Genomic DNA, 23564 nt, shown 5'->3' with positions numbered 1-23564 from the left:
CGTCCCGTGCCGCAAATGGCGGAAAAGGCGGAAAAGGCGGCGGGGGAACGGCGAGCGCTCCCATGGCCATCACCACCGGGAAGGTGCGGGTCGAGCTGATCGGGCTCGATCGAGGTCCGTCGAACACCGTGGTGGTGCGTATCCGGCTGGTCAACGGCGAGAACGAGCCGTTCTATCCGGAGAGCGTGCTCGACTGGCCCGCGGCGGACGGGGTCCACGCCGCCGAGCCGTCGACCACCCAGGCCCGCGGGATCACCCTGGTCGACACGGCCGGCGGCAAGCGGTACTTCCCCCTGATCGGCGCCGGCGGCGGATGCCTGTGCAGCGACACGCTCAACAGCATCGTCCAGCCGGGCGGTTCCGCCGAGTTTTACGCGGTCGTGCCCGCCCCGCCGCCCGAGGTGAAGCGCATCTCGGTCTCGGTGCCGCAGACCCGGGTGTTCCCGGACGTCCCCATCGGCGAAGGGCCCGTCCGGCCGCCCGGCGGGACGGACCCGGCCGGGGCCGGGCGGCCGAAGATCCTCCCGCTGATCAGCACCGCCGAGGGCGGGGACCGGGCGGTTGACGACGGCGACGCGACCCGCAGCGTCCGGCTGTCGTCGGACGTGCTGTTCGCCGTGGACCGGGCGGACCTGTCGGCAAAGGCCCAGGCGGTCCTGGCCGACGTGGCGCGACAGATCGACCGGGCGGCCGGCGCGACCGTGCGGATCGACGGCCACACCGACGACACCGGGGACGACGCGATCAACGATCCGCTCTCCCTGCGCCGGGCCGAATCCGTCCAGCGCGCGCTCGCGGCGCTCGTCTCCCGTCAGGGCGTGGACTACCGGTCGGCCGGACACGGATCCAAGGAGCCGATCGCGGGGAACACGAGCGACGAGGGCCGCCGGCGGAACAGGCGGGTCACCGTGACGTTCTCCAAACCTCCGGCGGCGCCGGATGGCGGGTCGCGGCCCGGCGCGCGAGCGAATCCCGTCAGCCCGCCCCGACCGAGAGCGCCGGAAGTGCGCTCGCTCAAACTGGACGTCACCGAACTGCGCCGCTCGCCGTCCGGACTGGTCAACCTCGTCTGGAAACTGACCAATACCGGCGGTGAACAGTTCTCCCGCACGACCCAGTTCACCATTCCGGCCACGAAGGTCTTCTACTACGGCGGCGCCAGTGACGGCACCATGGGCGTGACGCTTTATGACGAGGCCACCGGGATGCGCTACTACACCCTGCGCGACACCCAGAACCGGTGCGTGTGCAATCAGCCGGTGGGCCGCGATTACCGGGTCCTGCCAGGCGGGACGATGACGCACGCCAACGCCTACAGGCTGCCGCCCGAGGTCACGAACATCAGCGTGGAGTTCCCGGGCTACGAACCGACCCGGAACGTCCCCGTGAGCTGACAAGCGCCGCCCGCCGGGTCAGTCCTCGTCCTGCTCCGGCGGGTCGCCCAGGAGGCGCAGGTGGTCCGGGGTGAGGGTGCCGGTGATCAGCAGGTTCCGGATCAGGTTGACGTTGAGGGCGTTGCCGATCGGCGGGGTGACCTCATGCTCCAGCAGGCCCGGCACCCGGCCGCTCAACTGGTGGCGCACCTTCTCGACGCGGCGCGCCGCCTTCTTCTGGTTCCAGCCCGCCTCGGGCTGGAGACGGTCCAGCTCGTCGGCGACCTGCGCCCAGGTCAGGGGCCGCGGGTCCGGGTCGTGGCGCAGGTAGCGCTGCCCGAGGCACACCAGCACCAGGAGCTCGGACGCCTCCAGCGGCCAGGGCCGGCGCTCGTCGGTCGGCGCCTCGTTGCGGGCGCCGCTCCCCGGCGGGACGGCGCCCGCCGCGATCCGCACCTCGAACAGGTGCTCCTGATCCGGCGCGACGATGAACAGCGGCGTGTACCCGGCTTCGGGCAGCTCCGCCGACTGGCCGCGCAGCACCAGGCGCGACCCGGGGAACCGGATGGCCAGCTTCCCGGTGTTGTACAGGATCCAGCGCGAGTGCTCGCGCTGGATGTGGCCGTGCCTGCGGCTGACGTGGGTGTCGCCCGGTCCGACGCAGACGTGGACGGCGTCCTCCTGGCGTCCGAACACGAGCGTGAACCCGGCGTCCGGCGCGACCCTCATCCCGCCGCGCGCCCCCAGGGCGAACAGCGTGTCGGGCTCGGCCGGGGGGAGCCCGTCGGAGAGGCTCCTGATCCGCGCCGGCAGGAACTCCACCTTGGGTCGCGTCCGCGGCACCGTCTCAGCCCTTTCGCCCCGGGAGCCTTCCGGGGACCACGCTAACGGTCTTCCCCGTCACCGTCCGCGGTTCGAGGGGTGGTGGTCCGGTGGGGCGCCACGCCATCATGGGGCGAGGTCGTGGCTCCAGGGTGTGCGTGGGAAGGCGGGTCTGTGCAGCGGTTGCGGCGGGGCGATCCCGAGAGGGTCGGCCCCTACCGCCTGCTGGCCCGGCTCGGCGCCGGCGGCATGGGCGTCGTCTACCTCGGGCGGTCGCCGGGCGGCCGGCTGGTCGCGGTCAAGGTCATCGGCGCGAGGTACACCGGCGACGCCGAGTACCGGGCGCGGTTCCGGCGGGAGATCGGCGCGGCCCGGACCGTCAGCGGCGCCTTCACCGCGTCGCTGCTGGACGCCGACGCGGACGCCGGGACGCCCTGGCTGGCCGCCGCCTACCTGCCGGGGCTGACGCTGCGGGAGGCGGTCGGGGGCCACGGGAGCCTCCCCGGGCCCGCCGTCCGGACGCTGGCCGCCGGGCTGGCCGAGGCGCTGGCCGACATCCACCGGGCCGGGCTGGCGCACCGCGACCTGAAGCCGGGGAACATCATGCTCACCGCCGCCGGGCCCCGGGTGATCGACTTCGGCATCGCCCGTCCCGACGACGCCATCACGATCACCCGGGTGGGCGCCACCCCCGGCACCCCGGGGTTCATGTCGCCCGAGCAGGCCGCCGGGCTGCGGACCGGACCGGCCGGCGACGTCTTCTCCCTCGGCACCGTGCTGGCCTACGCGGCGACCGGGGTGGAGCCGTTCGCGGACGACGGCATGGCGGCGGTCCTGCGGCGGGTGAAGGAGGCGCGGGCCGACCTCGCCGGGATAGCCGACCCCTGGCTGCGGGACCTGATCGGCGACTGCCTGCGCCTGGAGCCCGAGCGGCGCCCCACCGCCGCCGGCCTCCTCGCCAGGCTCGACGGAGCCGGGCCGGCGCAGGGCTCCGGCTGGCTGCCCGCGAGCGTCGCCGAGGCCATCGACCGCCGGACGGCCCGCGCCCGGAGGATGCCCGAGGACTCGCCGCCCGAGGACGAGCCGGCGCCGCCCACCGTCCCCGACCAGGACCGGATGTCGGAGGAGACCGCCGAGCCCGAGGCCGGGGACGGGGACGGGGACGGGGACGGCGCGACCGGCTCGCCGAGCAGGCGGGCGTTGCTCGTCGGCGGTGCCGCCGCGCTCGCGACCGCCGGGGTGATCGGCGGTGCGGTCACGCTGCGCCGCGGCCGGGGCGGCGGCGCGCGGGCGGCGGGCGCGCCGCCGAGGCCGACCGCGACGACGCCGACCGCCCCGCCGCCTCGGGCGACGTCGCGGTGGAAGGTGAAGGTGGACGACTACTACCCCGACCTGCTCGCCGCCGGCGAGGTCCTCCTGGCGCACGGCGACGGCATGCTGAAGGCCCTCGACCCCGACACGGGGAAGACGCGCTGGAAGCACCGCTCCTTCGGCATCGACCACGTCAGCGTGGACGGCGACGACGTGTTCGTCGTCGACCACTTCGCCTCGCGCCTCACCATGCTCCGCGCCGAATCGGGAGACGAGCGCTGGAGCCGCCCGTGGCCGTCCGAGCGCAAGGTCCCGATGTACCCCGTGGCGGGCGCGTCGACGGCCTGCTTCGGCTACGACTCGGTGACCGCCCTGGACAGGGCGGACGGCGACCGCCGCTGGAACGCGCGCGTGAAGACCGAGCTCGGGATCGCCGTCACCGAGGACCTGGTGATCACGGTCGACCGGACGAAGGTGTCCGCCCTGGACGCCGGCAGCGGACGCCCCCGATGGACCTGTCCGGCGTACTGGGCGCACTATCCGCAGGCCAGCTACGGGCTGGTGTTCTTCTGCGACGGGCGTGGGACCGTGCACGCGCTGCGCGCGGACACCGGCGCCCTCGTCTGGAAGAAGCGGATGGGCGAGACGGTCTACGAGAGCTTCGGCTTCGGGTCGGGCGGCGGGGTGGTCCACTTCGGCACCGCGGCCGGCGACGTGTCCGCCGTCCGGGCGGCGACCGGTGAGGTCGTGTGGTCGCGCCGGGTCGGGCCGCGGGCGTCCCGGAACACGTGGAACGCGCTCGGCACCACTGGCGACCGGGTGTACGTGGGCTGCGCCGACCGGAACGTCTACGCGCTCGACGCGGCCGACGGGCACACGGTCTGGACGTACCCGGCCGACGTCACGGTCCGGACGTCGGCGCCCGTCGCCATCGGCGGGTCGGTGTTCATCGGCACCGCCGGCGGATACGTGCGGGCCCTCTCCCCACCGGGCGGGGGCTAGCGGATGCAGGGGCTGGAGCACGCCGATCCCCGGCAGGCCGGGCGTTTCCGGCTGCTGGCGCGGGCCGGGTCGGGCGGCATGGCGGTCGTCTACCTCGGCCGGTCCGCGAGCGGGCGGGCCGCCGCGGTGAAGGTGATGCACGCCGACCTCGCGGGCGACCCCGAGCACCGGGCTCGCTTCCGCCGCGAGGTGGCCGCCACCCGGGCCGCCGGCGGGCCGTACGGGCCCGGCCTGATGGACGCGGACCCGGACGCGCCCCGGCCGTGGATGGCGACCGAGTTCCTCCCGGCGGTCTCGCTGCGCGACGCCGTCCGGCGGACCGGCCCCCTGCCCACGGACGCCGTCCGGTCCCTGGCCGCCGGGCTCGCCGAGGCGCTCGCCCTGATCCACCGCGCCGGGTACGTCCACCTCGACCTCAAACCGGCGAACGTGCTGCTCACCGCGGACGGGCCCCGGGTGATCGACTTCGGCATCGCGGCCGAGCGGGACGGCACGGGCGGGACGGCGCCGGGCACACCGGCCGGATCCCGCGGATACATGTCGCCCGAGCAGGAGGCGGGCGAGCCCATCGGACCGCCGAGCGACGTCTACTCGCTGGGCTGCACGCTGACCTTCGCCTGCACCGGCGCCCCGCCCACGGAGCGATCCGTCCCCATCGCCGACGAAGGGCTGCGGACGGCGATCGCCGAGTGCCTGCGGTCCGCCCCGGACACCCGGCCGGAGCCCGCCGAGCTGGCCGTACGGCTGGCCGCGCAGGAAGGGCAGGCGGCCTGGCCGCCACCGCCGATCGCGGCCGAGATCCGCCGGCAGACCGCCGCGATGGAGAACCCGCCGGCGCCCCGACCGCGTCCGGCGAAGCCCCGGAGGCCCCGGTGGGCACTGCTGTCCGCCGCGGGCGCCCTGGCCGTGGGCTGCCTCGCCGCGGGCGTGCTGCTCCTGGACGGGCCGGGCGGGGCCAAGGCGGGCGGGTCCCCGTCCCCGACCGCGCCGTCCCCGACCACGCAGGCGGCCGCCCCCGCCACCCCGTCGCCGCCCGCCGAGCGGACCCGCGTGCTTGAGTTCTACCTGACGGGCGACGTCACGCTGACCTCGCTGACGTACACGATCAACGGGAAGAGCACGACGCTGAAGGACGTCGAACTGCCGTGGCGGACCGCCGTCGACATCCCGGCCGCCCCCGGGCCGGCCGAGTGGAGCATCAAGTACCGCCACCCGCGCGGCGAGGTCGGCTACCGCGTCGTCGTGGACAGGATCATGAACGGGTACGGCGGCGGGGGCGGGAACACCAGCGGCGGGAGCCACGGCACCGCCTGACCCCGGACGGCCGGGGCGCCGGTGACCTGCTGGGCGATATGCCGGTAACGTGCGAAGTGTGCTTGCCGAACCCGCGCCCGCACTGACCGATCTCGCCCTGGGGCTGATCGTCGTGGCGCTCGCGGCACGGCTGGGGCGCGCGTCGACGGCGCACCGGCACTGGCGCACGTCCTTCTGGTGGGCGGGACTGGCGGCGATCGCCGGGTTCGTCCACCACGGCGTGGTGAAGTACTCGGAGCGGTGGAGCGAGCCGAGCTGGGCCGTCATCAGCGCGATGGTGGTCATCGCGGTGTCCTACCTGCTGGCGGCCACCGTCGCCGAGGTGCTCGGCCCGCGCCACCGCAGGACCTTCTGGCTGCTGCGGTCGGTCGGGATCGCCGCCTACGCCGTCCTCGCGGTCACCGGGCACGCGGGGGTGTCCGCCCTGCTGGCCTGCGAGAGCCTGACGATGATCTGCATCCTGGCGCTCTGGGGGTGGGCGGCCCGCCGCCGCCATCCGATGGCCGTCCCGGTGATCGTCGCGATGGTCGCCAGCGGCGCCGCGGCGGCGGCCAAGGCGATCGACCCGAGCGTCACCGAACGCGTCGCGCTCGACCCGACGTCCGTCTACCACCTCGCCCAGATCGTCGGCATGGTCCTGCTCTACCTGGCGGTCACCGCCCCGCGGCACGCGGACGCCCTGGCCGCGCCCGGCGGCCAGGGCGGCCCCGCCGGTCAGCGGACGTCGACGTAGTCGTCGCGCGACTTCTGCCGGTCGAAGTTGCTCGTGCCCGGGAAGTAGGCGCGCCAGGTCCCGTCCCGCTTGGCCTTGAACGCCTTGCGGAAGCGGCCGTCCTTGGCGGTCTTCGTGGCCCCCATGTACGTCCACGTCTTCGCGCCCTTGGGACGGAAGTAGACCCGGATCGGCTTCCCCGAGTAGGACGTGTATCCCAACCCGATGTTGTCGACACGCTTCAGGCGACCGGACACCGTGATCGCGCGGCCCTTCCGCACCGGCTCCGGCGCCGCGTTGGCGCTCTGGATCACCGTGTCCCACTTCTCGTACCAGTGGTCTTCGCGGCTCCCGAGGGCCTTCCCGCTCTTGTTGTAGGCGATGACCCGCACGCGCCATTTACCCAGGTGGCTGAGCTTCGAGGGGCATCCGGCGCCCCAGCCGACCTCGTCCCCGGGCAGGACGCGCTTGTAGGCCGACGGGACCCGCCCGTCGGGGTCGATGATGTACACCTTGGAATAGGCGACGACCGGCCCCTCGGTGCCCCAGACCCAGACGTCCATGGCGCAGGACTTGCTGTACCCGCCCTTGCCCACGGAAAGGCGCTTCGGCACCTTGATGTGGAACTGCAGCGTTTCGGCCCCGGCGGCGGTGGGGGCTCCACCGGCCACCAGGCCGGCCGCCACCCCGAGCGCGACGGCGCCCGAGACGGCCTTTCTCCGAGTCATCGACATTCCGTCCTCCTGTCCCAGACGATCATTCCAGTGATCTCTGTAACGGTGGACGAACCGCCCTGTCCACGGCCTGAACCGGTCATCGCCGGCCCGGAGCCGCTCGCTCAGTGTTCGAGGTGGTAGTCGGCGGGGTCGAGACGGCGGGTGCGGCGGCGGTAGGCGGTCATGGAGCCGGGCCAGTTGTTGGTGTTGCGGTGGTCGGCGTCCAGGTACCAGCCGTCACAGCCGCCCTGGTTCCACACGGTGCCGGCCAGGCGGCCCTGCGCGGCGGTGTCGAAGCCGTCCAGGACGTCCTCTCGCACGGCTCGGGCCGGCGCTGGCGGTGCCGGCCGTCGCCGCCGTCCCGCACCACGAGCCCGCGTCCCGCCCGTCCCCCGCCCGCGAGGACGGCGGCGGGGCCTTGGCGCCCCTTCCTTCCCGGCTGCCGGCTCAGCCGCCGCCGTAGGGACGGGTGATGATTTCCAGGAGGTGCCCGTCGGGGTCGTCCCAGTAGACGCCGCGCCCGCCGTCATGGCGGTTGATCTCGCCGGAGCGGCTGCGCATCGGGTCGGCGTAGTGGGCGAGGCCGCGCTCGCGGATCCGGCCGTAGATCGCGTCGAAGTCGTCCTCGCTCACCAGGAACGCGTAGTGCTGCGGCGCGGGGACGGAGCGCGCGTCCAGGAAGTCCAGGGTGACGTTGTTGGACAGCCCGACCGTCAGGAAGTGGCCGAACGGCGCGGGCGGGTCCACACCGAGCATCTCGGCGTAGAAGCGGGCCGACGCGGCCTTGTCCGTGACGTGGACGATCGTGTGGTTGAGCTCGACTGCCATGATCGGCCTCCGGATGAGAGTATAACTGGAGGATTATCCTCCGAATGCTACCACGGAGGGGTCCTCATGAGCGTCCTACCCGAACCCGGCGGCCGGCTCTGGAACGATGGCCGCATGGGTGATCGGGTCGGCCTCCGGGTGGCCGAGGACGAGGTGCTCCCGCCCGGTGACTGGGGGCGCCCCGCTGCGGCGGCGCCGGGAACCCGCGCCGCGTGGGCGTTCGCCGCGCTGGCCGCCGCGCTGGTGGCGGGGCGGGTCCTCGTGGCGCCGGACGTCGACGCGCGGGCGCTGGACGCGTGGGCGACGATCTTCGTGGCGGTGTGCGTGCAGGCGCTGCCGTTCCTGGTGTTCGGGGTCGCGCTGTCGGCCGCGATCACCGCGTTCGTCCCGCCCGCGGTGTGGCGGCGGGTGCTGCCGCGCCGGCCGGCGGCGGCGGTCCCGGTCGCGGGCGCGATGGGGGCCGTCCTGCCCGGGTGCGAGTGCGCCTCGGTCCCGGTGGCGGGCGGGCTGATGGCGCGCGGGGTGGTGCCGGCCGCCGCGCTCACGTTCCTGCTCGCCGCCCCCGCGATCAACCCGGTGGTCCTGGTCGCGACCGCGGTGGCCTTCCCCGGCAAGCCGGAGATGGTGGCCGGCCGTTTCGTCGCGTCGCTGGTGGTGGCCATGCTTGCGGGGTGGGCGTGGCTGCTGCTCGGCAGGGGCGAGTGGATCAGGATCCCGTCCCGCCCGCACGCGCACGGCGCGGCCGGACGGCTGGAGGCGTTCCGGCAGGCCATGCGGCACGACATCATGCACGCCGGCGGGTTCCTGGTGGTGGGCGCGTGCGCCGCCGCGACGATCAACGCGGTGGTGCCCGCGGCGTGGGTGGAGTCGGCGGCGGGCAGCGCCGCGGTGTCGGTGCTCCTGCTGGCGTTCCTGGCCGTGCTGATGTCCATCTGCTCCGAGGCCGACGCCTTCGTCGCGGCCAGCCTGTCGCAGTTCTCCACCACCGCGCGGCTGACGTTCCTCGTGGTGGGGCCCATGGTGGACCTCAAGCTGATCGCGCTGCAGGCGGGCTTCTTCGGCCGCCGGTTCGCCGTCCGTTTCGTCCCGCTGACCTTCTGCCTGGCGGTGGGCGTCAGCGTCCTGGTGGGAGGGCTGCTGTCATGAGCAAGTCCGCACAGAACCTGCTGCTGGTCCTCATCGGCGCCGCGATGCTGTGGATCACGCTGGGGAGCGGCGAGTACGTCAACTACGTGCGGCCCGCCTTCCGGTACCCGCTGGTGGTCGCCGCCGCGGCGCTGCTGGTGCTGGGCGCCGCCGGGCTGCGCAGGGAGTGGCGCGACACCGGCGGCTCCCACGACGACCAGGACGGCGACGGCTCCCAGGACGACGGTCACGGGCACGCCGGCGGGCCCAGGGTGGCCTGGCTGCTCTGCCTGCCCGTCCTCGCGATCTTCGTGATCGCCCCTCCGGCGCTCGGCTCGTTCACCGCCACCAGGAACACCGGCCGGACCGCGCCGCCGCCCGCGCCGTCCGGCGGGTTCGCCGCGCTGCCGAGCAGCGGCGAGCCCGTCCCGATGAAGATGGGCGAGTTCATCGGCCGGGCGTACCAGGCGCAGACGGGCGACCCCGCGACGTTCACGGGCGTCCCCGTCCGGCTGACGGGGTTCGTCACCCCGGCGGGGAAGGGGGCGCGGGGCTGGCAGCTCACCCGGCTGAAGGTCGCCTGCTGCGCGGGCGACGCCATCCCGTTCCCGGTGATGGTGCGCGGCCTCCCGCGCCCGCCCGCCGACGCGTGGGTGCAGGTCGACGGGGTCTGGGAGCCGCCCGCGACGGGGCAGGAGGCGACGGTCGTGCAGACGCTGCGCGGACGGTCCCTCAAGCGGATCAAGAAACCCGCCAACCCCTACGAGTGACCCGGCCCGCCACCGGCCTCGCCGTTGAAGCGGTGACGCGCCCGGACGGCCCGGTCAGATGCGGCCGACGCCCGCGCCGGCCATGACGGTCCCCTTCACCGTGGCGCTGGACTCGGGGGTGTAGGAGTACGGGATCGCCGCGACGGACCCGGGGTCGCGGGTCGCGGGCGTGCCCGAGTCGACGAGGTGGTTGTTCAGGGCCTTGATGTTGCCCTCGTCGGACGAGCCCTCCTGGAGCGAGGTCGGCCGCTCGACGTTCTCGAAGTAGTTGCGCTCGACGAAGACGCCCGCGTTCTCGGTGGACGCGACGCCGTAGCTCCCGATGTCGTTGTAGTAGTTGTTCAGCACGTGCACGGGGTTGGCGAACCGGACCCGCGGGTGGCGCTGTCCCGTCCCGTCGAACCAGTTGTGCACGTACGTGACCCGCAGGTGCCCGAGGTCCTCGCCGGCGTTGCCGTCGCTGTGGCCGAGCAGGGCGGTCTTGTCGTGGTCGTGGTAGTGGTTCCACGACACCGTGACGAAGTCGGACCCGCGCTTGACGTCGGTGAGGCCGTCGTTCCCGCCGGACAGGTCGTTGTGGTCGATCCACACGTTCGTCGAGTACTGGACGTTGATCGCGTCGTCGCTCGCGCCGGTGAACGTCAGGTTGCGGATGATGACGTTCCTGGCCTCGGAGACGTTGAGCCCGCCGCCGGTGATCCGGCCGGACGAGCCCACGCCGATGATCGTCTTGTCGGACGCCACCTTCTGCATGCCCGACACGGCGATCGTGCCGGTGATCCGGATGGTGTACGGGGTGCTCGACGTCGCGTAGGAGTCGAGCTGGTCCGCGTTCGCCGCGGTCACCGTGGCGCCGGACGCGCCGCCGGTGGTCCCGCCGTTCATGCTCGCGTACCCGACCGGGGACGCATCGGCCGCGGCGGCCGGACGGGCCGGGGCGGCGGCGCCGGTGGCCGGGGCGGCGGTGGCGGCGGTCGCGGCGAGGGCGGCGGCGAGCGTTCCGATGAGCAGGGGTCTGGTGGCCATGCGGGGTCTCCTTCGTCTCATCGCACGTAGATCTGCGGGCGGGGCGGGGCGGACATGCCGTCCCCGAGGAAGAAGCTCGGGTGCGGCGGCTGGTTGTAGGCGGTGTTCTGCCAGGCCAGCGCGGTCCGGTACTGGGTGTCGTGCAGGAGCGTGTAGATCTTGCGGTCGGTGACCTCCCTGGTGGTGAAGACACGGAGCCGGGTGTCGTCGCTCGACGGCCAGACGACCTCCTCGCGCCAGTCGCCGAGCAGGTCGCAGGACAGCGACGGGACGGCCTTCGTGCCGTTGTTGGAGTGCACGCCGGACGCGGTCAGCAGCCGGGTGTCGCCGGACGTGCCGTACTTGTCGACGCGGGTCCCGTCGAGCAGCTCGCGCACGGGGTCGGCGTCCCACCAGGCGAGGAAGTTGATCGACGACGGCTTGCGCCCCGCGTTGTTCCCGGCGACGCCGCGCAGCTCGGAGACCGACGCCGACCAGAACTCGGCCCCGGGACGTCCGGCCCAGATGTCCCCGGCCACGCCGCGGCCGTTGTCGCAGCACGCGGGCGTCGACCACAGGACCTGCCCGCTGCGCGGGTCGAGGTAGAGCGAGGACGGCTGCCCGGACGACTCGCTGACCTTGAAGTACTCCAGGCCGGGACGCGCCGGGTCGAAGTCGCCGAGGTGCTGGGCGTCGCCGTGGCCGGTCCGGGCCGTCCAGAGGCCGCGGCCGTCGTCGTCCACCGCCATGGCGCCGTAGACGATCTCGTCGCGGCCGTCCCCGTCGACGTCGCCGGCCGACAGGCTGTGCGAGCCCTGCCCGTCGTAGCCCCGGCCGGCGTTGGTGGAGCTGTCGGTGTCGAACGTCCAGCGTCGGGTGACGCGGCCGTCCCGCCAGTCCCACGCGGCGATCACGGTGCGCGTGTAGTACCCGCGCGCCATGATCAGGCTGGGCCGGACGCCGTCCAGGTAGGCGGTTCCGGCGAGGAAGCGGTCCACGCGGTTGCCGTACGAGTCGCCCCAGTCGGACACGTTCCCGCGGGCCGGGACGTAGTCCGTGGTCGCCAGCGCGGCGCCCGTCCGGCCGTCGAACACGGTGAGGTATTCGGGGCCGGTGAGGATATATCCGGCGGAGTTGCGGTGGTCGGCCGAGGCGTCGCCGATGACCCTGCCGGTGCCGTCGACGGTGGCGTCCGCGGTCTTCATGGCGACCTCGGCGCGCCCGTCGCCGTCGTAGTCGTACACCTGGAACTGCGTGTAGTGCTGGCCGGCCCGGATGTTGCGGCCCAGGTCGATCCGCCACAGCCGGGTGCCGTCCAGCCGGTAGGCGTCGATATAGACGTTGCTGGTGTAGCCGCTCTGCGAGTTGTCCTTCGAGTTGGACGGGTCCCATTTGAGGACGAACTCCAGGCGCCCGTCGCCGTCGAGATCGGCCGCGCTCGCGTCGTTCGCGCTGTAGCCGGACCCCGGCGGCTGGACGGGCACGTCCAGGTATCCGTCGCCGAACCGCAGCGCGGCCTCGGACGGTGCGCCCTCGACCCCGTCCACGACCGGCCGGACGGTGTAGGACGCTCCGGCGGGCGCGCCCTCGTCCCGGTAATTCGTCGAGTTCGTGACCGTGGCGACGCGGGCCGTGCCCCGGTACAGGTTGAAGGTCGTGCCGGGCGGGTCGGTGCCGAGCAGGCGCCAGCCGACGTAGTTGCCGTTGCCGGACCGGACGCTGATCAGGCCGCGGTCGAGGTCCTCGGCCTGCCGGGCGGCGGCCTGCGCCACGGCGGCCCGCGGTCCGGGCGGAGGGGCCGCGGTCCCGGCGAGAGCGAGGACGAGGGCGAGCGCGAGACGGAAGGTCGATCTCACGGCGACTCCCAGGGCGGGGGGCGGGAAAGCCTTTTCCCACTAGTCGCCGGCCGCGCCCGGAAGGTTGCCGCGCCGCTCCGGCGGCCGGTCCGCCAGCTGCCTCACCAGCTCGGCGGCGCCCTTGGCGGTCTGGCTCTTCACGGTGCCGACCGTGACGCCGAGGCAGCGGGCGGTGTCCTTCTCGGACAGGTCGAAGGCGAGCCGCAGGACCACGCAGGCGCGCTTGCGCTGCGGCAGCCGCCGCAGCGCCGCCCGGACGTCCACGGCCGCGGGGACGTCCGGCGGCGGGACGTGCTCCCCGGCGACCGCCCGCATCCGCTCCAGCGTGTCGCGCTCCCGGACGAGGGCCCTGATCCGGCTCCTCGACATATTGACGACCATCCGGCGCACGTAGGCGAGCGGCTGGTCGGCGGCCCGCACCCGGTCCCACCGCTGCCACGCGGCGGCCAGGGCGTCGGCCGCGAGGTCGTCGGCGCCGTCCGGATCGCCCAGCAGCAGGTAGGCCAGCCGCGCGAGCTCGCGGTGGTGCCGCTCGAAGAACCCGTGGAACTCGCTGCGGGCGGCATCAGGAGAGCGCTCCCATAACGCCCGCCGGGATCCGTTCACCGATACTCCTCTCGGCTCCGGCCCGCAGAGAAAGCGCTTTCAGCCGAACGTAGGGACGCGCCCGCCGCCCGTCAACCCGCCTTTCGGGCGTTCAGGTTCCCGGCGCCTCGGCGCCGTCCTCGGTGCGGTGCACCTGGGTCTCGTCGAAGATGAGCCAGGTCCGGGTGGAGCGAACCCCTTCGAGGGCGTGCACGCGAGCCAGGACGATGTCGCGCAGCGAGGCGTTGTCGGCCGTGCGGACCAGCATGACGAGGTCGACGTCCCCGCCGACGAAGGCCAGGTGCTCGATGCCGGGGACCTCCCGGAGCCGGGCCGACACGTGGCGCCAGGAGTTCTGCTCGATGGTGACCAGCACGTAGGCCGCCGTCCCGAGGCCGGCGCGGACCGGGTCCACCCGGGCGCCGAAGCCGGTGATCACGCCGTCGGCGATCAGCCGTTCCACCCGGGCGTGGGCGCTGGAGCGGGAGACGCTGACCCGCTCGGCGAGGGCGCGCATGGACAGCCGGCCGTCCGCCTGGAGTTCGCGGAGGATGGCGCGGTCGACGCCGTCGAGGGGCGCCGCCGATCGTCCGGCGGGCCCGGCGGGCGGCGGGGCCGCGGGCGACAGATGGTTCATCCGAGCTCCGTTACTGGGCCGTACGTCCTGGATTTATGCCGTCTATTGAGTCTTATGTCCGGTCTGGTTCATATTCCTAGCACCGATCGAGTGCGGAGGTGGGGGCGTATGGCGGGCCGGGTGGAGGAGCTGCTGCCCTCGGCGGAGCCCGTGCGGTTCCTGACCGACGGCGGCGCGGCGGTGCGCGGGCGGCAGCGCTACCCGGTGCCGGATCCGGAGCTGCTGCGCCGGGCGCACCGGGCGATGGTCGTCGGACGGCGGTTCGACGCGCAGGCGACCGCGCTGACGAAGCAGGGCCGGCTGGCGGTGTACCCGTCCAGCCACGGGCAGGAGGCCTGCCAGGTCGGGGCCGTGCTCGCGCTGGAGGACGGCGACTGGTTCTTCCCCACCTACCGGGAGTCGGTCGCGCTGGTGTCCCGCGGCATCGACCCCGTCGAGGTGCTCTCGCTGCTCAGGGGCGACGCGCACTGCGGCTACGACCCCGGCGCCCACCGCACGGCGCCGCAGTGCACGCCGCTCGCGACCCAGACCGTCCACGCGGCCGGCCTCGCGTACGCGGAGCGGCGCAAGGGGACGGGACGGGTCGCGCTGGCCTGCGTCGGCGACGGCGCCACCAGCGAGGGCGACTTCCACGAGGCGCTCAACTTCGCGGCCGTGTTCAAGGCGCCCGTCGTCTTCCTGGTGCAGAACAACCAGTACGCCATCTCGGTTCCGCTCGACCGGCAGACCGCCGCACCTTCCCTGGCCCACAAGGGGATCGGGTACGGCGTGCGCTCCGAGCGGGTGGACGGCAACGACCCGGTCGCGGTGCTCGCCGTCCTCGCCGCGGCCGTCGAGCACGCCCGGTCGGGCGGCGGGCCGTTCCTGGTCGAGGCGCACACGTACCGGCTCGAAGCGCACACCAACGCCGACGACGCGTCCCGGTACCGGCCGGACGCGGAGGCCGAGGAGTGGCGGCGGCGCGACCCGATCGCCCGGCTGGAGACGTACCTGCGGCGCCGCGGGCACCTCACCGACACCGACGTCGCCGCGTCGGCCGCCGAGGCGGAGGAGTTCGCCGAGCGGCTGCGCACCCGCATGAACGCGGACCCGGACCTCGCCCCCATGGGGCTGTTCGACCACGTCTACGGCACGCCGACCCCGCAGCTGGACGAGCAGCGCGCGCAGCTGCGGGCCGAGATCGAGGCCGAGGAGGCGCTGTCGTGATCACGATGGCCCAGGCGCTCAACACCGCGCTGCGGGACGCCCTCGACGGGGACGAGCGGGTCGTGGTGTTCGGCGAGGACGTCGGCGCGCTCGGCGGCGTCTTCCGCGTCACCGACGGGCTCGCCGCGAAGTTCGGCGGCGACCGCTGCTTCGACACCCCGCTCGCCGAGTCCGGCATCGTCGGGTTCGCGGTCGGCATGGCGATGGGCGGGTTCCGGCCCGTCGTCGAGATGCAGTTCGACGCGTTCGCCTACCCGGCGTTCGAGCAGATCGTGTCGCACGTGGCGAAGATGCGGAACCGTACGCGCGGGAAGGTCGCGCTGCCGCTCGTCATCCGCGTCCCCTACGCGGGCGGGATCGGCGGCGTGGAGCACCACTGCGATTCCAGCGAGGCCTACTACGCGCACACGCCGGGGTTGAAGGTCGTCACGCCGGCCACCGTCGAGGACGCCTACTCGCTGCTGCGGGAGGCGATCGACGACCCCGACCCGGTCGTCTTCATGGAGCCGAAAAAGCTGTACTGGTCGAAGTCGGACGTCGAGCGGCTCGACCGGACGGAGCCGTTCGGCCGCGCCGCCGTCCGCCGCCCCGGCCGCGACGCGACGGTCGTCGCCTACGGGCCGACCGTGCCGGTCGCGCTGGAGGCCGCCGGCGCCGCCGCCGCCGCGGAGGACTGGGACCTGGAGGTCATCGACCTGCGGACGATCGTCCCGTTCGACGACGCGACCGTGGCCGCGTCCGTCCGCCGGACGGGGCGCTGCGTGGTGGTCGGCGAGGCCGCGGGGTTCGGGGGCGTCGCCGCGGAGATCGCCGCCCGGGTGCAGGAGCGCTGCTTCCACAGCCTGGAGGCGCCGGTGCTGCGGGTGACGGGGTTCGACATCCCGTACCCGCCGCCCATGCTGGAGCACCATCACCTGCCGAGCACCGACCGGATCCTCGACGCGCTCGACCGCCTCCAGCGCGACGACCGTCCCGACACGCGGTTCCTGGACGGTGCCCGATGAGCGAGGCGACGGTCTTCCGGCTTCCCGATCTGGGCGAAGGGCTCACCGAGGCCGAGATCCTGGAATGGAAGGTGAAGGTCGGCGACACGGTGACCGTCGACCAGAGCATCGTCGAGGTCGAGACCGCCAAGGCGGCCGTCGACGTCCCCGTCCCCCTCGCGGGCACGGTCGCGGAACTGTACGCCGAGGCCGGGACCGTGGTGGAGGTCGGCGCCCCGCTCATCGCGATCACCGCCGAGGGCGCGGCGGCGGCCCGGTACCGGGAGGAGGAGCGGGCCGGGTCCGGGAACGTGCTGGTCGGGTACGGGACGCGGGAGCCGCGGCGGTCCCGGCGCCGGGTGGCGCGGCCGGACCCCGGCCCGACAGCCGTGCCCGCCCGCGGCGAGGCCCCCCGGGTCATCTCGCCCGTGGTGCGGCGGTTGGCGCTGGACAACGGCATCGACGTCGGGGCGCTGACGCCCAGCGGGCCCGGCGGGGTCGTGCTGCGGCGGGACGTCGAGACCGCGATCGCGGCGCGTCCCGGCGAGCCCGAGGACGGGGACGGCGTGGTGCGCGTCCCGCTGAAGGGCGCGCGCCGGACGGCGGCGGAGCGGCTGTCCCGCAGCCGCCGCGAGATCCCGGACGCGACCACGTGGGTCGACGTGGACGCGACCCGCCTGGTCAAGCTCAGGAAGGACATCCAGCGCTCCGGCGCGCGGGTGGGGATGCTGGCCCTGTTCGCCCGGATCTGCCTGGCCGGGCTGAAGCGCCATCCCGAGCTCAACGCCTACGTGGACGTCGAGCGGCAGGAGATCGTCCGGGTGCCGGAGGTCCATCTGGGGTTCGCGGCGCAGACCGACCGCGGTCTGGTGGTCCCGGTCGTCCGCGACGCGCACGCGATGACGCTGGCCGAGCTCGCCGCCGCCCTCCGGGAGCGGACGGACGGCGCCCGGGAGGGGCGGCTGGCTCCGTCCGACCTGACCGGTGGCACGTTCACGCTCAACAACTACGGCGTGTTCGGCGTGGACGGCTCGACCCCGATCATCAACCATCCCGAGGCGGCCATGCTCGGCGTCGGGCGGATCGTCGAGAAGCCCTGGGGCCACAAGGGGAAGGTCCGGCTCCGCAAGGTGACGCAACTGTCGTTCACCTTCGACCACCGGGTGTGCGACGGCGGCGTCGCCGGGGGATTCCTGCGCTTCGTCGCCGACTGCGTGGAGCGCCCCGAGGTCCTCGTCACGAATCTGTAGCGTCACCAGCGGGGCGGCGGCGCAGGCCGTCGAACGCGACCTTGCAGAGCGCGTCGGCGATCTCGCCGGCGCCCGCCCCGCCGCGCGGCCGGTACCACTCGATCAGCGAGTTGACGAGGCCGAACAGCAGCCGGGCCGCGATCGGCGGGTCGACGTCGGGGCGGATGTCGCCGTCGGCCTCGGCCTCCGCGACGAGCCCGGAGACGAGGTGGTCGAACTCGCGGCGGCGGGCCAGCGCCCGCTTCTCGACGGCGGTGTTGCCGCGCACCCGCAGCAGCAGCGTCACGAACGGCTGCTCGGCGACGAGGACGGCGACGCTGGCGCGCACGAGGTGCTCCAGCCGGTCGATCGCGCGGCCCGGCCGGGCCACGGCCTCGGCGGCGGCGGCGAAGAGCCCGTCGAGCGCGCGGTCCACGGCGAGCTGGAGCAGCTCGTCCTTGCCGGCGACGTGGTGGTAGATCGCGGACTTGCTGATGCCGAGCCGCTTCGCCAGGTCGTCCATGCTGGTGCCGTCGTAGCCGCGCTCGTTGAACACCGTGACGGCGACCCGCAGCAGCGACTCCTTGTCGTAGCCCGGCCGGCCGCGCCGGTTCGCCCGCCTGCCGCCCTCGTTGGTCACGGCGGTCATTATCGCAGCGTCCGGGGGTGCGCGCCCTTCCCCGCGGGCCGGTACCGAGCTAAAATACTGACTGAACGGACGGTCGGTAATTCACGGGAGGGCGGATGACGCTGGAGCAGTTCGAGCGGACGATCGACCGCGACCAGCGCATCGAGCCGCGCGACTGGATGCCCGAGAAGTACCGGTCCACGATGGTCCGGCAGATCGCCCAGCACGCCCACTCCGAGATCATCGGGATGCAGCCGGAGGGCATCTGGATCACCCGCGCGCCGTCGCTGCGCCGCAAGGCGATCCTGCTCGCCAAGGTGCAGGACGAGGCGGGCCACGGCCTGTACCTGTACTCGGCGGCCGAGACGCTCGGCGCCGACCGCACCGACCTGACCGAGCGGCTGGTCTCCGGCCGGCAGAAGTACTCGTCGATCTTCAACTACCCGACGCTGACCTTCGCCGACGTCGGGGTGATCGGCTGGCTGGTGGACGGCGCCGCGATCTGCAACCAGGTGCCGCTGTGCCGCAGCTCCTACGGCCCCTACGGGCGGGCGATGATCCGGATCTGCAAGGAGGAGTCGTTCCACCAGCGGCAGGGCTACGAGCTGCTGATGACGCTGATGCGCGGCACGCCGGCCCAGCGGGAGATGGTGCAGGACGCCGTGAACCGCTGGTGGTGGCCGTCCCTGATGATGTTCGGCCCGCCCGACGCCGACTCGACGCACACCGCGCAGTCCATGGCCTGGAAGATCAAACGGCACACCAACGACGAGCTGCGGCAGCGGTTCGTGGACATGACCGTCCCGCAGGCCGAGGCGCTCGGCGTCACGCTCCCCGACCCGGACCTGACGTGGAACGAGGAGCGCGGCCACCACGACTTCGGCGAGATCGACTGGTCCGAGCTGAAGCGCGTCATCAGCGGCGACGGCCCTTGCAACGCGGAGCGGATCGCGGTGCGCAAGGCCGCCCACGAGGACGGCGCCTGGGTCCGCGAGGCCGCCGCCGCGCACGCCGCCAAGCAGGCCGCGCGCAATGCCGGGCGACCGGTCGGGAGGGAGGCGTCCTGATGGAGAAGGACTGGCCGCTGTACGAGGTGTTCGTCCGGGGCAAGCGGGGCCTGAACCACGTGCACGTCGGGTCGCTGCGCGCCGCCGACGACACGATGGCGCTGCGCAACGCCCGCGACCTGTACACGCGGCGGAACGAGGGCGTGAGCATCTGGGTGGTCAAGGCGCGGGACATCACCGCGTCCAGCCCGGACGAGAAGGACGCGTTCTTCGACCCGAGCGGCGACAAGGTCTATAGGCACCCGACGTTCTACGAGATCCCCGACGACGTCCCGCACATGTGAGGCTCCGATGGCCCTCCACGACCCGTTCGACGCGGACAACCCGTTCCACGCGCTGACCCAGGACGACGGCGACCCCCGCTGGGCGTTCGGGACCGGGTTCCACGACCCGCTCGCCGGGATCGACGCCTCCGTCCCGGACGGCCTGGACCCGGGCGACCTCGCCGCCTACTGCCTGATGCTCGGCGACGACGCGCTGATCATGTCGCACCGGCTCCAGGAGTGGTGCACGCACGCGCCCGAGCTGGAGGAGGAGGTCGCGCTCGCCAACATCGCGCTGGACCTGCTCGGCCAGGCCCGGCTGCTGCTGGCCCGGGCCGCCGCCGCCGAGGACAAGGGCCGGGGCGAGGACGACTTCGCCTACTTCCGGGACGCGCCCGAGTTCCGCAACGTCGGCCTCACCGCGCTGCCGAACGGCGACTTCGCGCAGTCGACCGTCCGGCTGCTGCTGTTCGCGACATGGCGGCTGGCGCTGCTGGACCGGCTCACCGCGTCCGGCGACCAGGTTCTCGCCGCGATCGCCGCGAAGAGCGTGAAGGAGGTCGCCTACCACCGCGACCACGCCGCGCTGTGGACGATCAGGCTCGGCGACGGCACCGACCTCTCCCACGAGCGCGCGCAGCGTGCGGTGGACGAGGTGTGGCCGCACACGGGCGAGCTGTTCGGCGTCCACGAGATCGAGCGGCGGATGGCCGCCGCGGGCGCGGGGGTCGACCCGTCCGCCGTCCGCGCGGAGTTCGACGCGGTGCTCGACGAGGTGCTGGCGGCGGCGACGCTCCGGCGTCCCGACCCCGTACCGCCCCGCGTGGCCGGGCGCGACGGCGAGCACCCCGCCGCGATGACCGCCCTGCTCGCCGAGCTGCAGGGGCTGGCCCGCGAGCATCCGGGGGCGGAATGGTGAGCGCCCGCGCGGTCGCCGAGACCGTCACCGATCCCGAGCTGCCGATGGTCACGCTCGCCGAGCTCGGCGTGCTGCGCGAGGTCACCGAGGGGCCCGGCCGCGTCGAGGTGACGATCACCCCCACCTACACCGGCTGCCCGGCCCTGGACGCGATGCGCGACGACCTGCGGAACCGGCTCGCCGAGGCCGGGTACGCCGAGGTCCGGATCCGCACCGTGCTCGACCCGCCGTGGACGACCGACTGGATCAGCGGGCCGGGCCGCCGGAAGCTGGCCGCCGCCGGGGTCTCGCCGCCCGGCCCCGCGCCGCGCCGCGCGTCCGGCCCGATCCCGCTCGCGCTGGGCCCGACCCGGCGGGTCGCCTGCCCCCGCTGCGGGTCCGCCGACACGGTCGAGCTGTCCCGGTTCGGGTCCACGGCCTGCAAGTCGCTGCGGCGCTGCGACGCCTGCCACGAGCCGTTCGAGCACTTCAAGGAGATCTGAGCCGTGACGCTCACCGAGGTCGCACCGCGCCGCGCCGGCTTCCACTCGCTGCGCGTCGCGGACGTCGAGCCGCTCTGCGACGACGCGGTCGCGGTCACCTTCGACGTCCCGCCGGAGCTGGCGGACGCGTACGCGTTCCGGCCCGGCCAGTTCCTCACGCTCCGCCGCGTCCTGGACGGCCGGGAGGAACGCCGCTCCTACTCGATCTGCGCCCCCGCCGGGGCGGCGCCGCGCATCGGGGTCCGGGAGATCCCGGACGGGCTGTTCTCGTCCTGGCTGGTCCACGAGGTGCGGGCGGGCGATGTCGTCGAGGTCCTGCCGCCGTCCGGCACGTTCGTGCTCGACGCCCCCGGGGCCGAGCACCACGTGCTGATCGCCGCCGGCTCCGGGATCACCCCGGTGATGTCCATCGCCGCGTCCGCCCTCGCCGACCCCGCCGCCCGCGTCACCGTGCTCTACGGCAACCGGCGCAGCGGGACCGTCATGTTCGCCGACGAGCTCGCCGACCTGAAGGACGCCCACCCGGACCGGTTCGAGCTGGTGCACGTCCTGTCCCAGGAACCCCGCGAGGCCGAGCTGTTCAGCGGCAGGCTGAACGCGGACCGGCTGCGCGCCCTCCTGCCGCTCCTCGTCCCCGTCGCCGACGTCGGCCACTGGTGGCTGTGCGGGCCGTTCGGCATGGTCACCGACGCGCGGGACGTCCTGCGGGGCTTCGGGGTGCCGCGCGAGCGCGTCCACCAGGAGCTCTTCCACGTGGACGAGGTGCCGCCCGAGCCGAACCGCACGCGGTCCGCGCCGTCCGGCCCGGCCAGCGAGGTCACCATCGTCCTGGACGGGCGCTCCACCACGCTGACGCAGCCGCGGGACGCGACCGTCCTCGACTCGGCGCAGCGGGTCCGCCCCGACCTGCCGTTCGCCTGCAAGGGCGGCGTGTGCGGGACGTGCCGCGCGCGGGTCGTCGAGGGCGCGGCCGACATGCGCCGCAACTTCGCGCTCGACCCGGCCGAGGTGGACGCCGGGTACGTCCTCACCTGCCAGTCCGTCCCGGCCACGCCGGAGCTGACCGTCGACTACGACGCGTGACACCACCCCGGCGGAAGATGGCGGCCTTCCGCCGGGGTGGTGGGCCGGTGCCCGCGTCAGCAGGTCAGGTTGTCACCGGCGGGGACACCGAGGATCTGGGTCATCCTCTGGTAGGCGTTCACCCGGCTCTGCACCTGGGCCGGGTTGCGGCCGTCGCATTCCAGGCTGCCGTTGATGCTGCGGATCGTCTCGCCGAACCCGCGGCCGTTGACCATGGCGTCGTGCCCGGTCATGGTGCCGGGACCACGCTGGGTCATCCAGTACCAGAGCCCGGTCTTCCAGGCCACCGCGGAGTCCTGCTCCACCAGCCACGGGTTGTTCAGCAGGCCGATGCCGAGGGCATCGCCCGCCGCCTTGTAGTTGAAGTTCCAGCTCAGCTGGATGGGGCCGCGCCCGTAGTAGGCGGCCTGCCCGGCGGGGCAGCCGTAGGGCTGGCTCGCGTCGCAGTAGTGCGGGTAGTTGCCGGTGTTCTGCTCGACGATGTGGACGAGCCCGCCCGTCTCATGGCTGACGTTGGCGAGGAAGGCCGCCGCCTCCTGCTTCTTCACCGTGTCATTGCCGGTGTTGGCGAACCCGGGGAACGCGTCCATCGCCGCGGTCAGCCCGCCGTAGCTGTAGAACGCGTTGCGGTTCGGGAACATCTGGTTGAACTGGGCCTCGCTGACCACGAACGCGGCCGCGTTCGCCGCGGACGCCGTCGGCAGGACGGCCGACAGCGCGGCCACCATGAGCGCCACGACGCCGATCAGCGCGCGCCTCACCCTCTGGCGCGCCATCACTGCACCTGGAGGTCGACGCACGCGTAGAACGCGTTGGGGGTGTCGGCGACGTTCCAGACGGCCAGCACCTTCTGCCGTCCGGAGACCCCGCCGAGGTCGACCGGGTGCGACACGGTCGCCGGGGGCTGCTGGTCGCCGCCGTCGATGTCGGCGACCTTCCGGCCGCCGACGTAGTACTCGAAGTTGGTGGTGCGGTGCCGGGCGGTGAACGTCCAGGTGAAGGTGACCTGGCGGCCGACGGCGGCCGCCTGCCAGCCCTTGCCGTCGTCGTCGAGCTCGGCGAACCGCGCGTTGCCGCCGCTGCAGCTCGTCAGGCCCTTCGGCCCTTCGACGCTCTGCGGCTCCCACTGGATGTCACCGCACTGGACGATCTTCTGGGCGCACTGGGCCTGCCTGCTCAGCGGCGCCGACACGTAGCCGTGCGCGTAGGCGGCGGTCGCCGGCAGCACGACCGCGACGAGGGGAGCGATTCCGAGGCCGGCCGCGAGAGCGGCGAGCCTGCGCCTTGATTTCTTCATAGCGGGGGGTCCTTGCGTGCTGGGGTGGTCTGTCGTTCGGCGCGGCGGGGAGCGGCCGCGAGGGGAGCGGGCGGCGGGGAGCGGGGCATGGCGGCTCCATCAGATAGGAAACTTTCCTATCGAATTGGTGGAACGGTAACTCCCCCGCGGATGACGGGCAAGACCAACGCCGCACCGCCCGATCCACCCCGACAAGACCAGCGCAGGCTAGGACCCGAACCAGCCGCATCCGGCCAAGAAGATTGGCAGCATTACCCGTCCACCCGAGTAATCCATCGGCACCATCCGCCAAAACCCCCACAGCCCCGGCACGGTCCGTGCAGGAGAAGGAGCGTGCGGTCACACTCATGA

Annotated in this window: 25 protein-coding genes; 14 read left to right on the top strand and 11 right to left on the bottom strand. The window is 73.5% G+C overall.

Annotated elements, in window-relative coordinates; genetic code table 11:
• The first annotated feature begins 62 nt into the window (after nucleotides 1-62).
• A complete protein-coding gene (locus K8Z49_RS32295; protein WP_412515963.1) occupies nucleotides 63-1394 on the top strand; it encodes an OmpA family protein in 1332 nt (443 codons plus the stop codon).
• Between the two features lie 18 nt (nucleotides 1395-1412).
• Here K8Z49_RS32295 and K8Z49_RS32290 read toward each other — a convergent pair whose 3' ends face one another.
• On the bottom strand, nucleotides 1413-2216 hold the full coding sequence (locus K8Z49_RS32290) for a hypothetical protein (protein ID WP_412515962.1): 804 nt from the start codon (nucleotides 2214-2216) through the stop codon (nucleotides 1413-1415).
• A 153-nt stretch (nucleotides 2217-2369) separates the two neighbouring features.
• On the opposite strand from K8Z49_RS32290, the gene K8Z49_RS32285 reads away from it, so the two are divergent.
• From K8Z49_RS32285 to K8Z49_RS32275, 3 genes are read left to right on the top strand one after another with little or no spacing between them, the layout of a single operon-like run.
• Entirely contained in the window at nucleotides 2370-4508 is a 2139-nt protein-coding gene (locus tag K8Z49_RS32285; RefSeq protein ID WP_412515961.1) for a PQQ-binding-like beta-propeller repeat protein, read from the top strand.
• 3 nt (nucleotides 4509-4511) lie between these two features.
• Nucleotides 4512-5822, top strand: coding sequence for a serine/threonine-protein kinase (locus K8Z49_RS32280; RefSeq protein WP_412515960.1), 1311 nt, complete (start codon nucleotides 4512-4514; stop codon nucleotides 5820-5822).
• Nucleotides 5823-5880: 58 nt separating this feature from the next.
• The gene (locus K8Z49_RS32275; RefSeq protein WP_021596863.1) at nucleotides 5881-6555 is read left to right on the top strand and encodes a DUF6962 family protein; all 675 of its coding nucleotides are present in this window, start codon (nucleotides 5881-5883) and stop codon (nucleotides 6553-6555) included.
• On the opposite strand, the gene K8Z49_RS32270 is transcribed toward K8Z49_RS32275, so the two are convergent.
• The 3 genes from K8Z49_RS32270 to K8Z49_RS32260 all read right to left on the bottom strand — a co-directional run bounded on the left by K8Z49_RS32270 (nucleotide 6537) and on the right by K8Z49_RS32260 (nucleotide 8078).
• Nucleotides 6537-7262, bottom strand: a complete 726-nt coding sequence (locus tag K8Z49_RS32270) for a hypothetical protein (RefSeq protein WP_143118425.1) — start codon at nucleotides 7260-7262, stop codon at nucleotides 6537-6539. The genes K8Z49_RS32275 and K8Z49_RS32270 overlap by 19 nt on opposite strands.
• 110 nt (nucleotides 7263-7372) lie before the next feature.
• Nucleotides 7373-7570, bottom strand: a complete 198-nt coding sequence (locus K8Z49_RS32265) for a hypothetical protein (RefSeq protein WP_412515959.1) — start codon at nucleotides 7568-7570, stop codon at nucleotides 7373-7375.
• A gap of 127 nt (nucleotides 7571-7697) precedes the next feature.
• Entirely contained in the window at nucleotides 7698-8078 is a 381-nt protein-coding gene (locus tag K8Z49_RS32260; protein WP_412515958.1) for a VOC family protein, read from the bottom strand.
• Nucleotides 8079-8192: 114 nt separating this feature from the next.
• Here K8Z49_RS32260 and K8Z49_RS32255 point away from each other — a divergent pair, with 114 nt between their 5' ends.
• Together K8Z49_RS32255 and K8Z49_RS32250 are read left to right on the top strand one after the other, a co-directional pair.
• The gene (locus K8Z49_RS32255; RefSeq protein WP_152563875.1) at nucleotides 8193-9224 is read left to right on the top strand and encodes a permease; all 1032 of its coding nucleotides are present in this window, start codon (nucleotides 8193-8195) and stop codon (nucleotides 9222-9224) included.
• Nucleotides 9221-9973, top strand: coding sequence for a TIGR03943 family putative permease subunit (locus tag K8Z49_RS32250; RefSeq protein WP_021596859.1), 753 nt, complete (start codon nucleotides 9221-9223; stop codon nucleotides 9971-9973). Before K8Z49_RS32255 ends, K8Z49_RS32250 begins: the two co-directional genes overlap by 4 nt.
• A gap of 54 nt (nucleotides 9974-10027) precedes the next feature.
• Here the strand turns inward: K8Z49_RS32250 and K8Z49_RS32245 are convergent, their stop codons facing one another.
• From K8Z49_RS32245 to K8Z49_RS32230, 4 genes are all read right to left on the bottom strand, one after another.
• Nucleotides 10028-10999, bottom strand: coding sequence for a polysaccharide lyase family 1 protein (locus K8Z49_RS32245; protein ID WP_412515957.1), 972 nt, complete (start codon nucleotides 10997-10999; stop codon nucleotides 10028-10030).
• A gap of 17 nt (nucleotides 11000-11016) precedes the next feature.
• Nucleotides 11017-12834 carry a rhamnogalacturonan lyase gene (locus K8Z49_RS32240; RefSeq protein ID WP_412515956.1) on the bottom strand — a complete coding sequence of 606 codons (1818 nt, stop codon included), beginning with the start codon at nucleotides 12832-12834 and terminating at the stop codon, nucleotides 11017-11019.
• Between the two features lie 39 nt (nucleotides 12835-12873).
• Entirely contained in the window at nucleotides 12874-13440 is a 567-nt protein-coding gene (locus K8Z49_RS32235; RefSeq protein WP_412515955.1) for a SigE family RNA polymerase sigma factor, read from the bottom strand.
• Between the two features lie 91 nt (nucleotides 13441-13531).
• A complete protein-coding gene (locus K8Z49_RS32230) occupies nucleotides 13532-14056 on the bottom strand; it encodes an Lrp/AsnC family transcriptional regulator (protein ID WP_021596855.1) in 525 nt (174 codons plus the stop codon).
• A 108-nt stretch (nucleotides 14057-14164) separates the two neighbouring features.
• Between K8Z49_RS32230 and pdhA the strand changes: the two genes are divergently transcribed.
• From pdhA to K8Z49_RS32215, 3 genes are read left to right on the top strand one after another with little or no spacing between them, the layout of a single operon-like run.
• Nucleotides 14165-15262 (top strand): pyruvate dehydrogenase (acetyl-transferring) E1 component subunit alpha, encoded by a 1098-nt coding sequence (gene pdhA, locus K8Z49_RS32225; RefSeq protein ID WP_412515954.1) that lies wholly within the window; start codon nucleotides 14165-14167, stop codon nucleotides 15260-15262.
• A 5-nt stretch (nucleotides 15263-15267) separates the two neighbouring features.
• Nucleotides 15268-16266: an alpha-ketoacid dehydrogenase subunit beta gene (locus K8Z49_RS32220; protein WP_075021361.1), complete on the top strand. Its 999-nt coding sequence runs from the start codon at nucleotides 15268-15270 to the stop codon at nucleotides 16264-16266.
• Nucleotides 16263-17495: a dihydrolipoamide acetyltransferase family protein gene (locus tag K8Z49_RS32215; protein ID WP_111832589.1), complete on the top strand. Its 1233-nt coding sequence runs from the start codon at nucleotides 16263-16265 to the stop codon at nucleotides 17493-17495. Before K8Z49_RS32220 ends, K8Z49_RS32215 begins: the two co-directional genes overlap by 4 nt.
• On the opposite strand, the gene K8Z49_RS32210 is transcribed toward K8Z49_RS32215, so the two are convergent.
• Nucleotides 17482-18123, bottom strand: coding sequence for a TetR/AcrR family transcriptional regulator (locus tag K8Z49_RS32210; RefSeq protein ID WP_021596851.1), 642 nt, complete (start codon nucleotides 18121-18123; stop codon nucleotides 17482-17484). The two genes, K8Z49_RS32215 and K8Z49_RS32210, sit on opposite strands and share 14 nt — an antisense overlap.
• 95 nt (nucleotides 18124-18218) lie before the next feature.
• On the opposite strand from K8Z49_RS32210, the gene paaA reads away from it, so the two are divergent.
• Genes paaA through paaE form a run of 5 tightly spaced genes read left to right on the top strand, consistent with a single transcriptional unit; the run spans nucleotide 18219 to nucleotide 21916 of the window.
• On the top strand, nucleotides 18219-19169 hold the full coding sequence (gene paaA / locus K8Z49_RS32205) for a 1,2-phenylacetyl-CoA epoxidase subunit PaaA (protein ID WP_021596850.1): 951 nt from the start codon (nucleotides 18219-18221) through the stop codon (nucleotides 19167-19169).
• Complete coding sequence (paaB, locus tag K8Z49_RS32200) at nucleotides 19169-19453, top strand: 1,2-phenylacetyl-CoA epoxidase subunit PaaB (RefSeq protein WP_021596849.1); 285 nt, start codon at nucleotides 19169-19171, stop codon at nucleotides 19451-19453. Before paaA ends, paaB begins: the two co-directional genes overlap by 1 nt.
• Before the next feature lie 7 nt (nucleotides 19454-19460).
• Nucleotides 19461-20351 carry a 1,2-phenylacetyl-CoA epoxidase subunit PaaC gene (gene paaC, locus K8Z49_RS32195; protein WP_412515953.1) on the top strand — a complete coding sequence of 297 codons (891 nt, stop codon included), beginning with the start codon at nucleotides 19461-19463 and terminating at the stop codon, nucleotides 20349-20351.
• Nucleotides 20345-20833 carry a 1,2-phenylacetyl-CoA epoxidase subunit PaaD gene (paaD, locus tag K8Z49_RS32190; protein WP_024934526.1) on the top strand — a complete coding sequence of 163 codons (489 nt, stop codon included), beginning with the start codon at nucleotides 20345-20347 and terminating at the stop codon, nucleotides 20831-20833. The genes paaC and paaD overlap by 7 nt, the downstream gene beginning before the upstream one ends.
• A gap of 3 nt (nucleotides 20834-20836) precedes the next feature.
• On the top strand, nucleotides 20837-21916 hold the full coding sequence (paaE, locus tag K8Z49_RS32185; protein WP_075021235.1) for a 1,2-phenylacetyl-CoA epoxidase subunit PaaE: 1080 nt from the start codon (nucleotides 20837-20839) through the stop codon (nucleotides 21914-21916).
• Nucleotides 21917-21972: 56 nt separating this feature from the next.
• Here the strand turns inward: paaE and K8Z49_RS32180 are convergent, their stop codons facing one another.
• Nucleotides 21973-22692: a chitinase gene (locus K8Z49_RS32180; RefSeq protein WP_021598551.1), complete on the bottom strand. Its 720-nt coding sequence runs from the start codon at nucleotides 22690-22692 to the stop codon at nucleotides 21973-21975.
• Nucleotides 22692-23213, bottom strand: coding sequence for a lytic polysaccharide monooxygenase auxiliary activity family 9 protein (locus K8Z49_RS32175; RefSeq protein ID WP_021598550.1), 522 nt, complete (start codon nucleotides 23211-23213; stop codon nucleotides 22692-22694). Before K8Z49_RS32175 ends, K8Z49_RS32180 begins: the two co-directional genes overlap by 1 nt.
• Between the last annotated feature and the right edge of the window lie 351 nt (nucleotides 23214-23564).

It is taken from the genome of Actinomadura madurae (assembly GCF_047130825.1).
Lineage (GTDB): Bacteria > Actinomycetota > Actinomycetes > Streptosporangiales > Streptosporangiaceae > Spirillospora > Spirillospora madurae.
The sequence above is the reverse complement of the archived record's forward strand: the minus strand, read 5'-3'. Positions and strand labels throughout refer to the sequence as shown.

What these genes read in the sequence shown, in the direction of transcription:
- K8Z49_RS32270 (WP_143118425.1), bottom strand. Translation starts at nt 7,262, where the DNA reads ATGACTCGGAGAAAGGCCGTCTCGGGCGCCGTCGCGCTCGGGGTGGCG.
- K8Z49_RS32295 (WP_412515963.1), top strand. Translation starts at nt 63, where the DNA reads ATGGCCATCACCACCGGGAAGGTGCGGGTCGAGCTGATCGGGCTCGAT.
- paaC (WP_412515953.1), top strand. Translation starts at nt 19,461, where the DNA reads ATGGCCCTCCACGACCCGTTCGACGCGGACAACCCGTTCCACGCGCTG.
- K8Z49_RS32250 (WP_021596859.1), top strand. Translation starts at nt 9,221, where the DNA reads ATGAGCAAGTCCGCACAGAACCTGCTGCTGGTCCTCATCGGCGCCGCG.
- K8Z49_RS32175 (WP_021598550.1), bottom strand. Translation starts at nt 23,213, where the DNA reads ATGAAGAAATCAAGGCGCAGGCTCGCCGCTCTCGCGGCCGGCCTCGGA.
- K8Z49_RS32230 (WP_021596855.1), bottom strand. Translation starts at nt 14,056, where the DNA reads ATGAACCATCTGTCGCCCGCGGCCCCGCCGCCCGCCGGGCCCGCCGGA.
- paaB (WP_021596849.1), top strand. Translation starts at nt 19,169, where the DNA reads ATGGAGAAGGACTGGCCGCTGTACGAGGTGTTCGTCCGGGGCAAGCGG.
- K8Z49_RS32210 (WP_021596851.1), bottom strand. Translation starts at nt 18,123, where the DNA reads ATGACCGCCGTGACCAACGAGGGCGGCAGGCGGGCGAACCGGCGCGGC.
- K8Z49_RS32245 (WP_412515957.1), bottom strand. Translation starts at nt 10,999, where the DNA reads ATGGCCACCAGACCCCTGCTCATCGGAACGCTCGCCGCCGCCCTCGCC.
- K8Z49_RS32215 (WP_111832589.1), top strand. Translation starts at nt 16,263, where the DNA reads ATGAGCGAGGCGACGGTCTTCCGGCTTCCCGATCTGGGCGAAGGGCTC.
- paaA (WP_021596850.1), top strand. Translation starts at nt 18,219, where the DNA reads ATGACGCTGGAGCAGTTCGAGCGGACGATCGACCGCGACCAGCGCATC.
- K8Z49_RS32220 (WP_075021361.1), top strand. Translation starts at nt 15,268, where the DNA reads ATGGCCCAGGCGCTCAACACCGCGCTGCGGGACGCCCTCGACGGGGAC.
- pdhA (WP_412515954.1), top strand. Translation starts at nt 14,165, where the DNA reads ATGGCGGGCCGGGTGGAGGAGCTGCTGCCCTCGGCGGAGCCCGTGCGG.
- K8Z49_RS32255 (WP_152563875.1), top strand. Translation starts at nt 8,193, where the DNA reads ATGGGTGATCGGGTCGGCCTCCGGGTGGCCGAGGACGAGGTGCTCCCG.
- K8Z49_RS32280 (WP_412515960.1), top strand. Translation starts at nt 4,512, where the DNA reads ATGCAGGGGCTGGAGCACGCCGATCCCCGGCAGGCCGGGCGTTTCCGG.
- K8Z49_RS32260 (WP_412515958.1), bottom strand. Translation starts at nt 8,078, where the DNA reads ATGGCAGTCGAGCTCAACCACACGATCGTCCACGTCACGGACAAGGCC.
- paaD (WP_024934526.1), top strand. Translation starts at nt 20,345, where the DNA reads ATGGTGAGCGCCCGCGCGGTCGCCGAGACCGTCACCGATCCCGAGCTG.
- K8Z49_RS32180 (WP_021598551.1), bottom strand. Translation starts at nt 22,692, where the DNA reads ATGGCGCGCCAGAGGGTGAGGCGCGCGCTGATCGGCGTCGTGGCGCTC.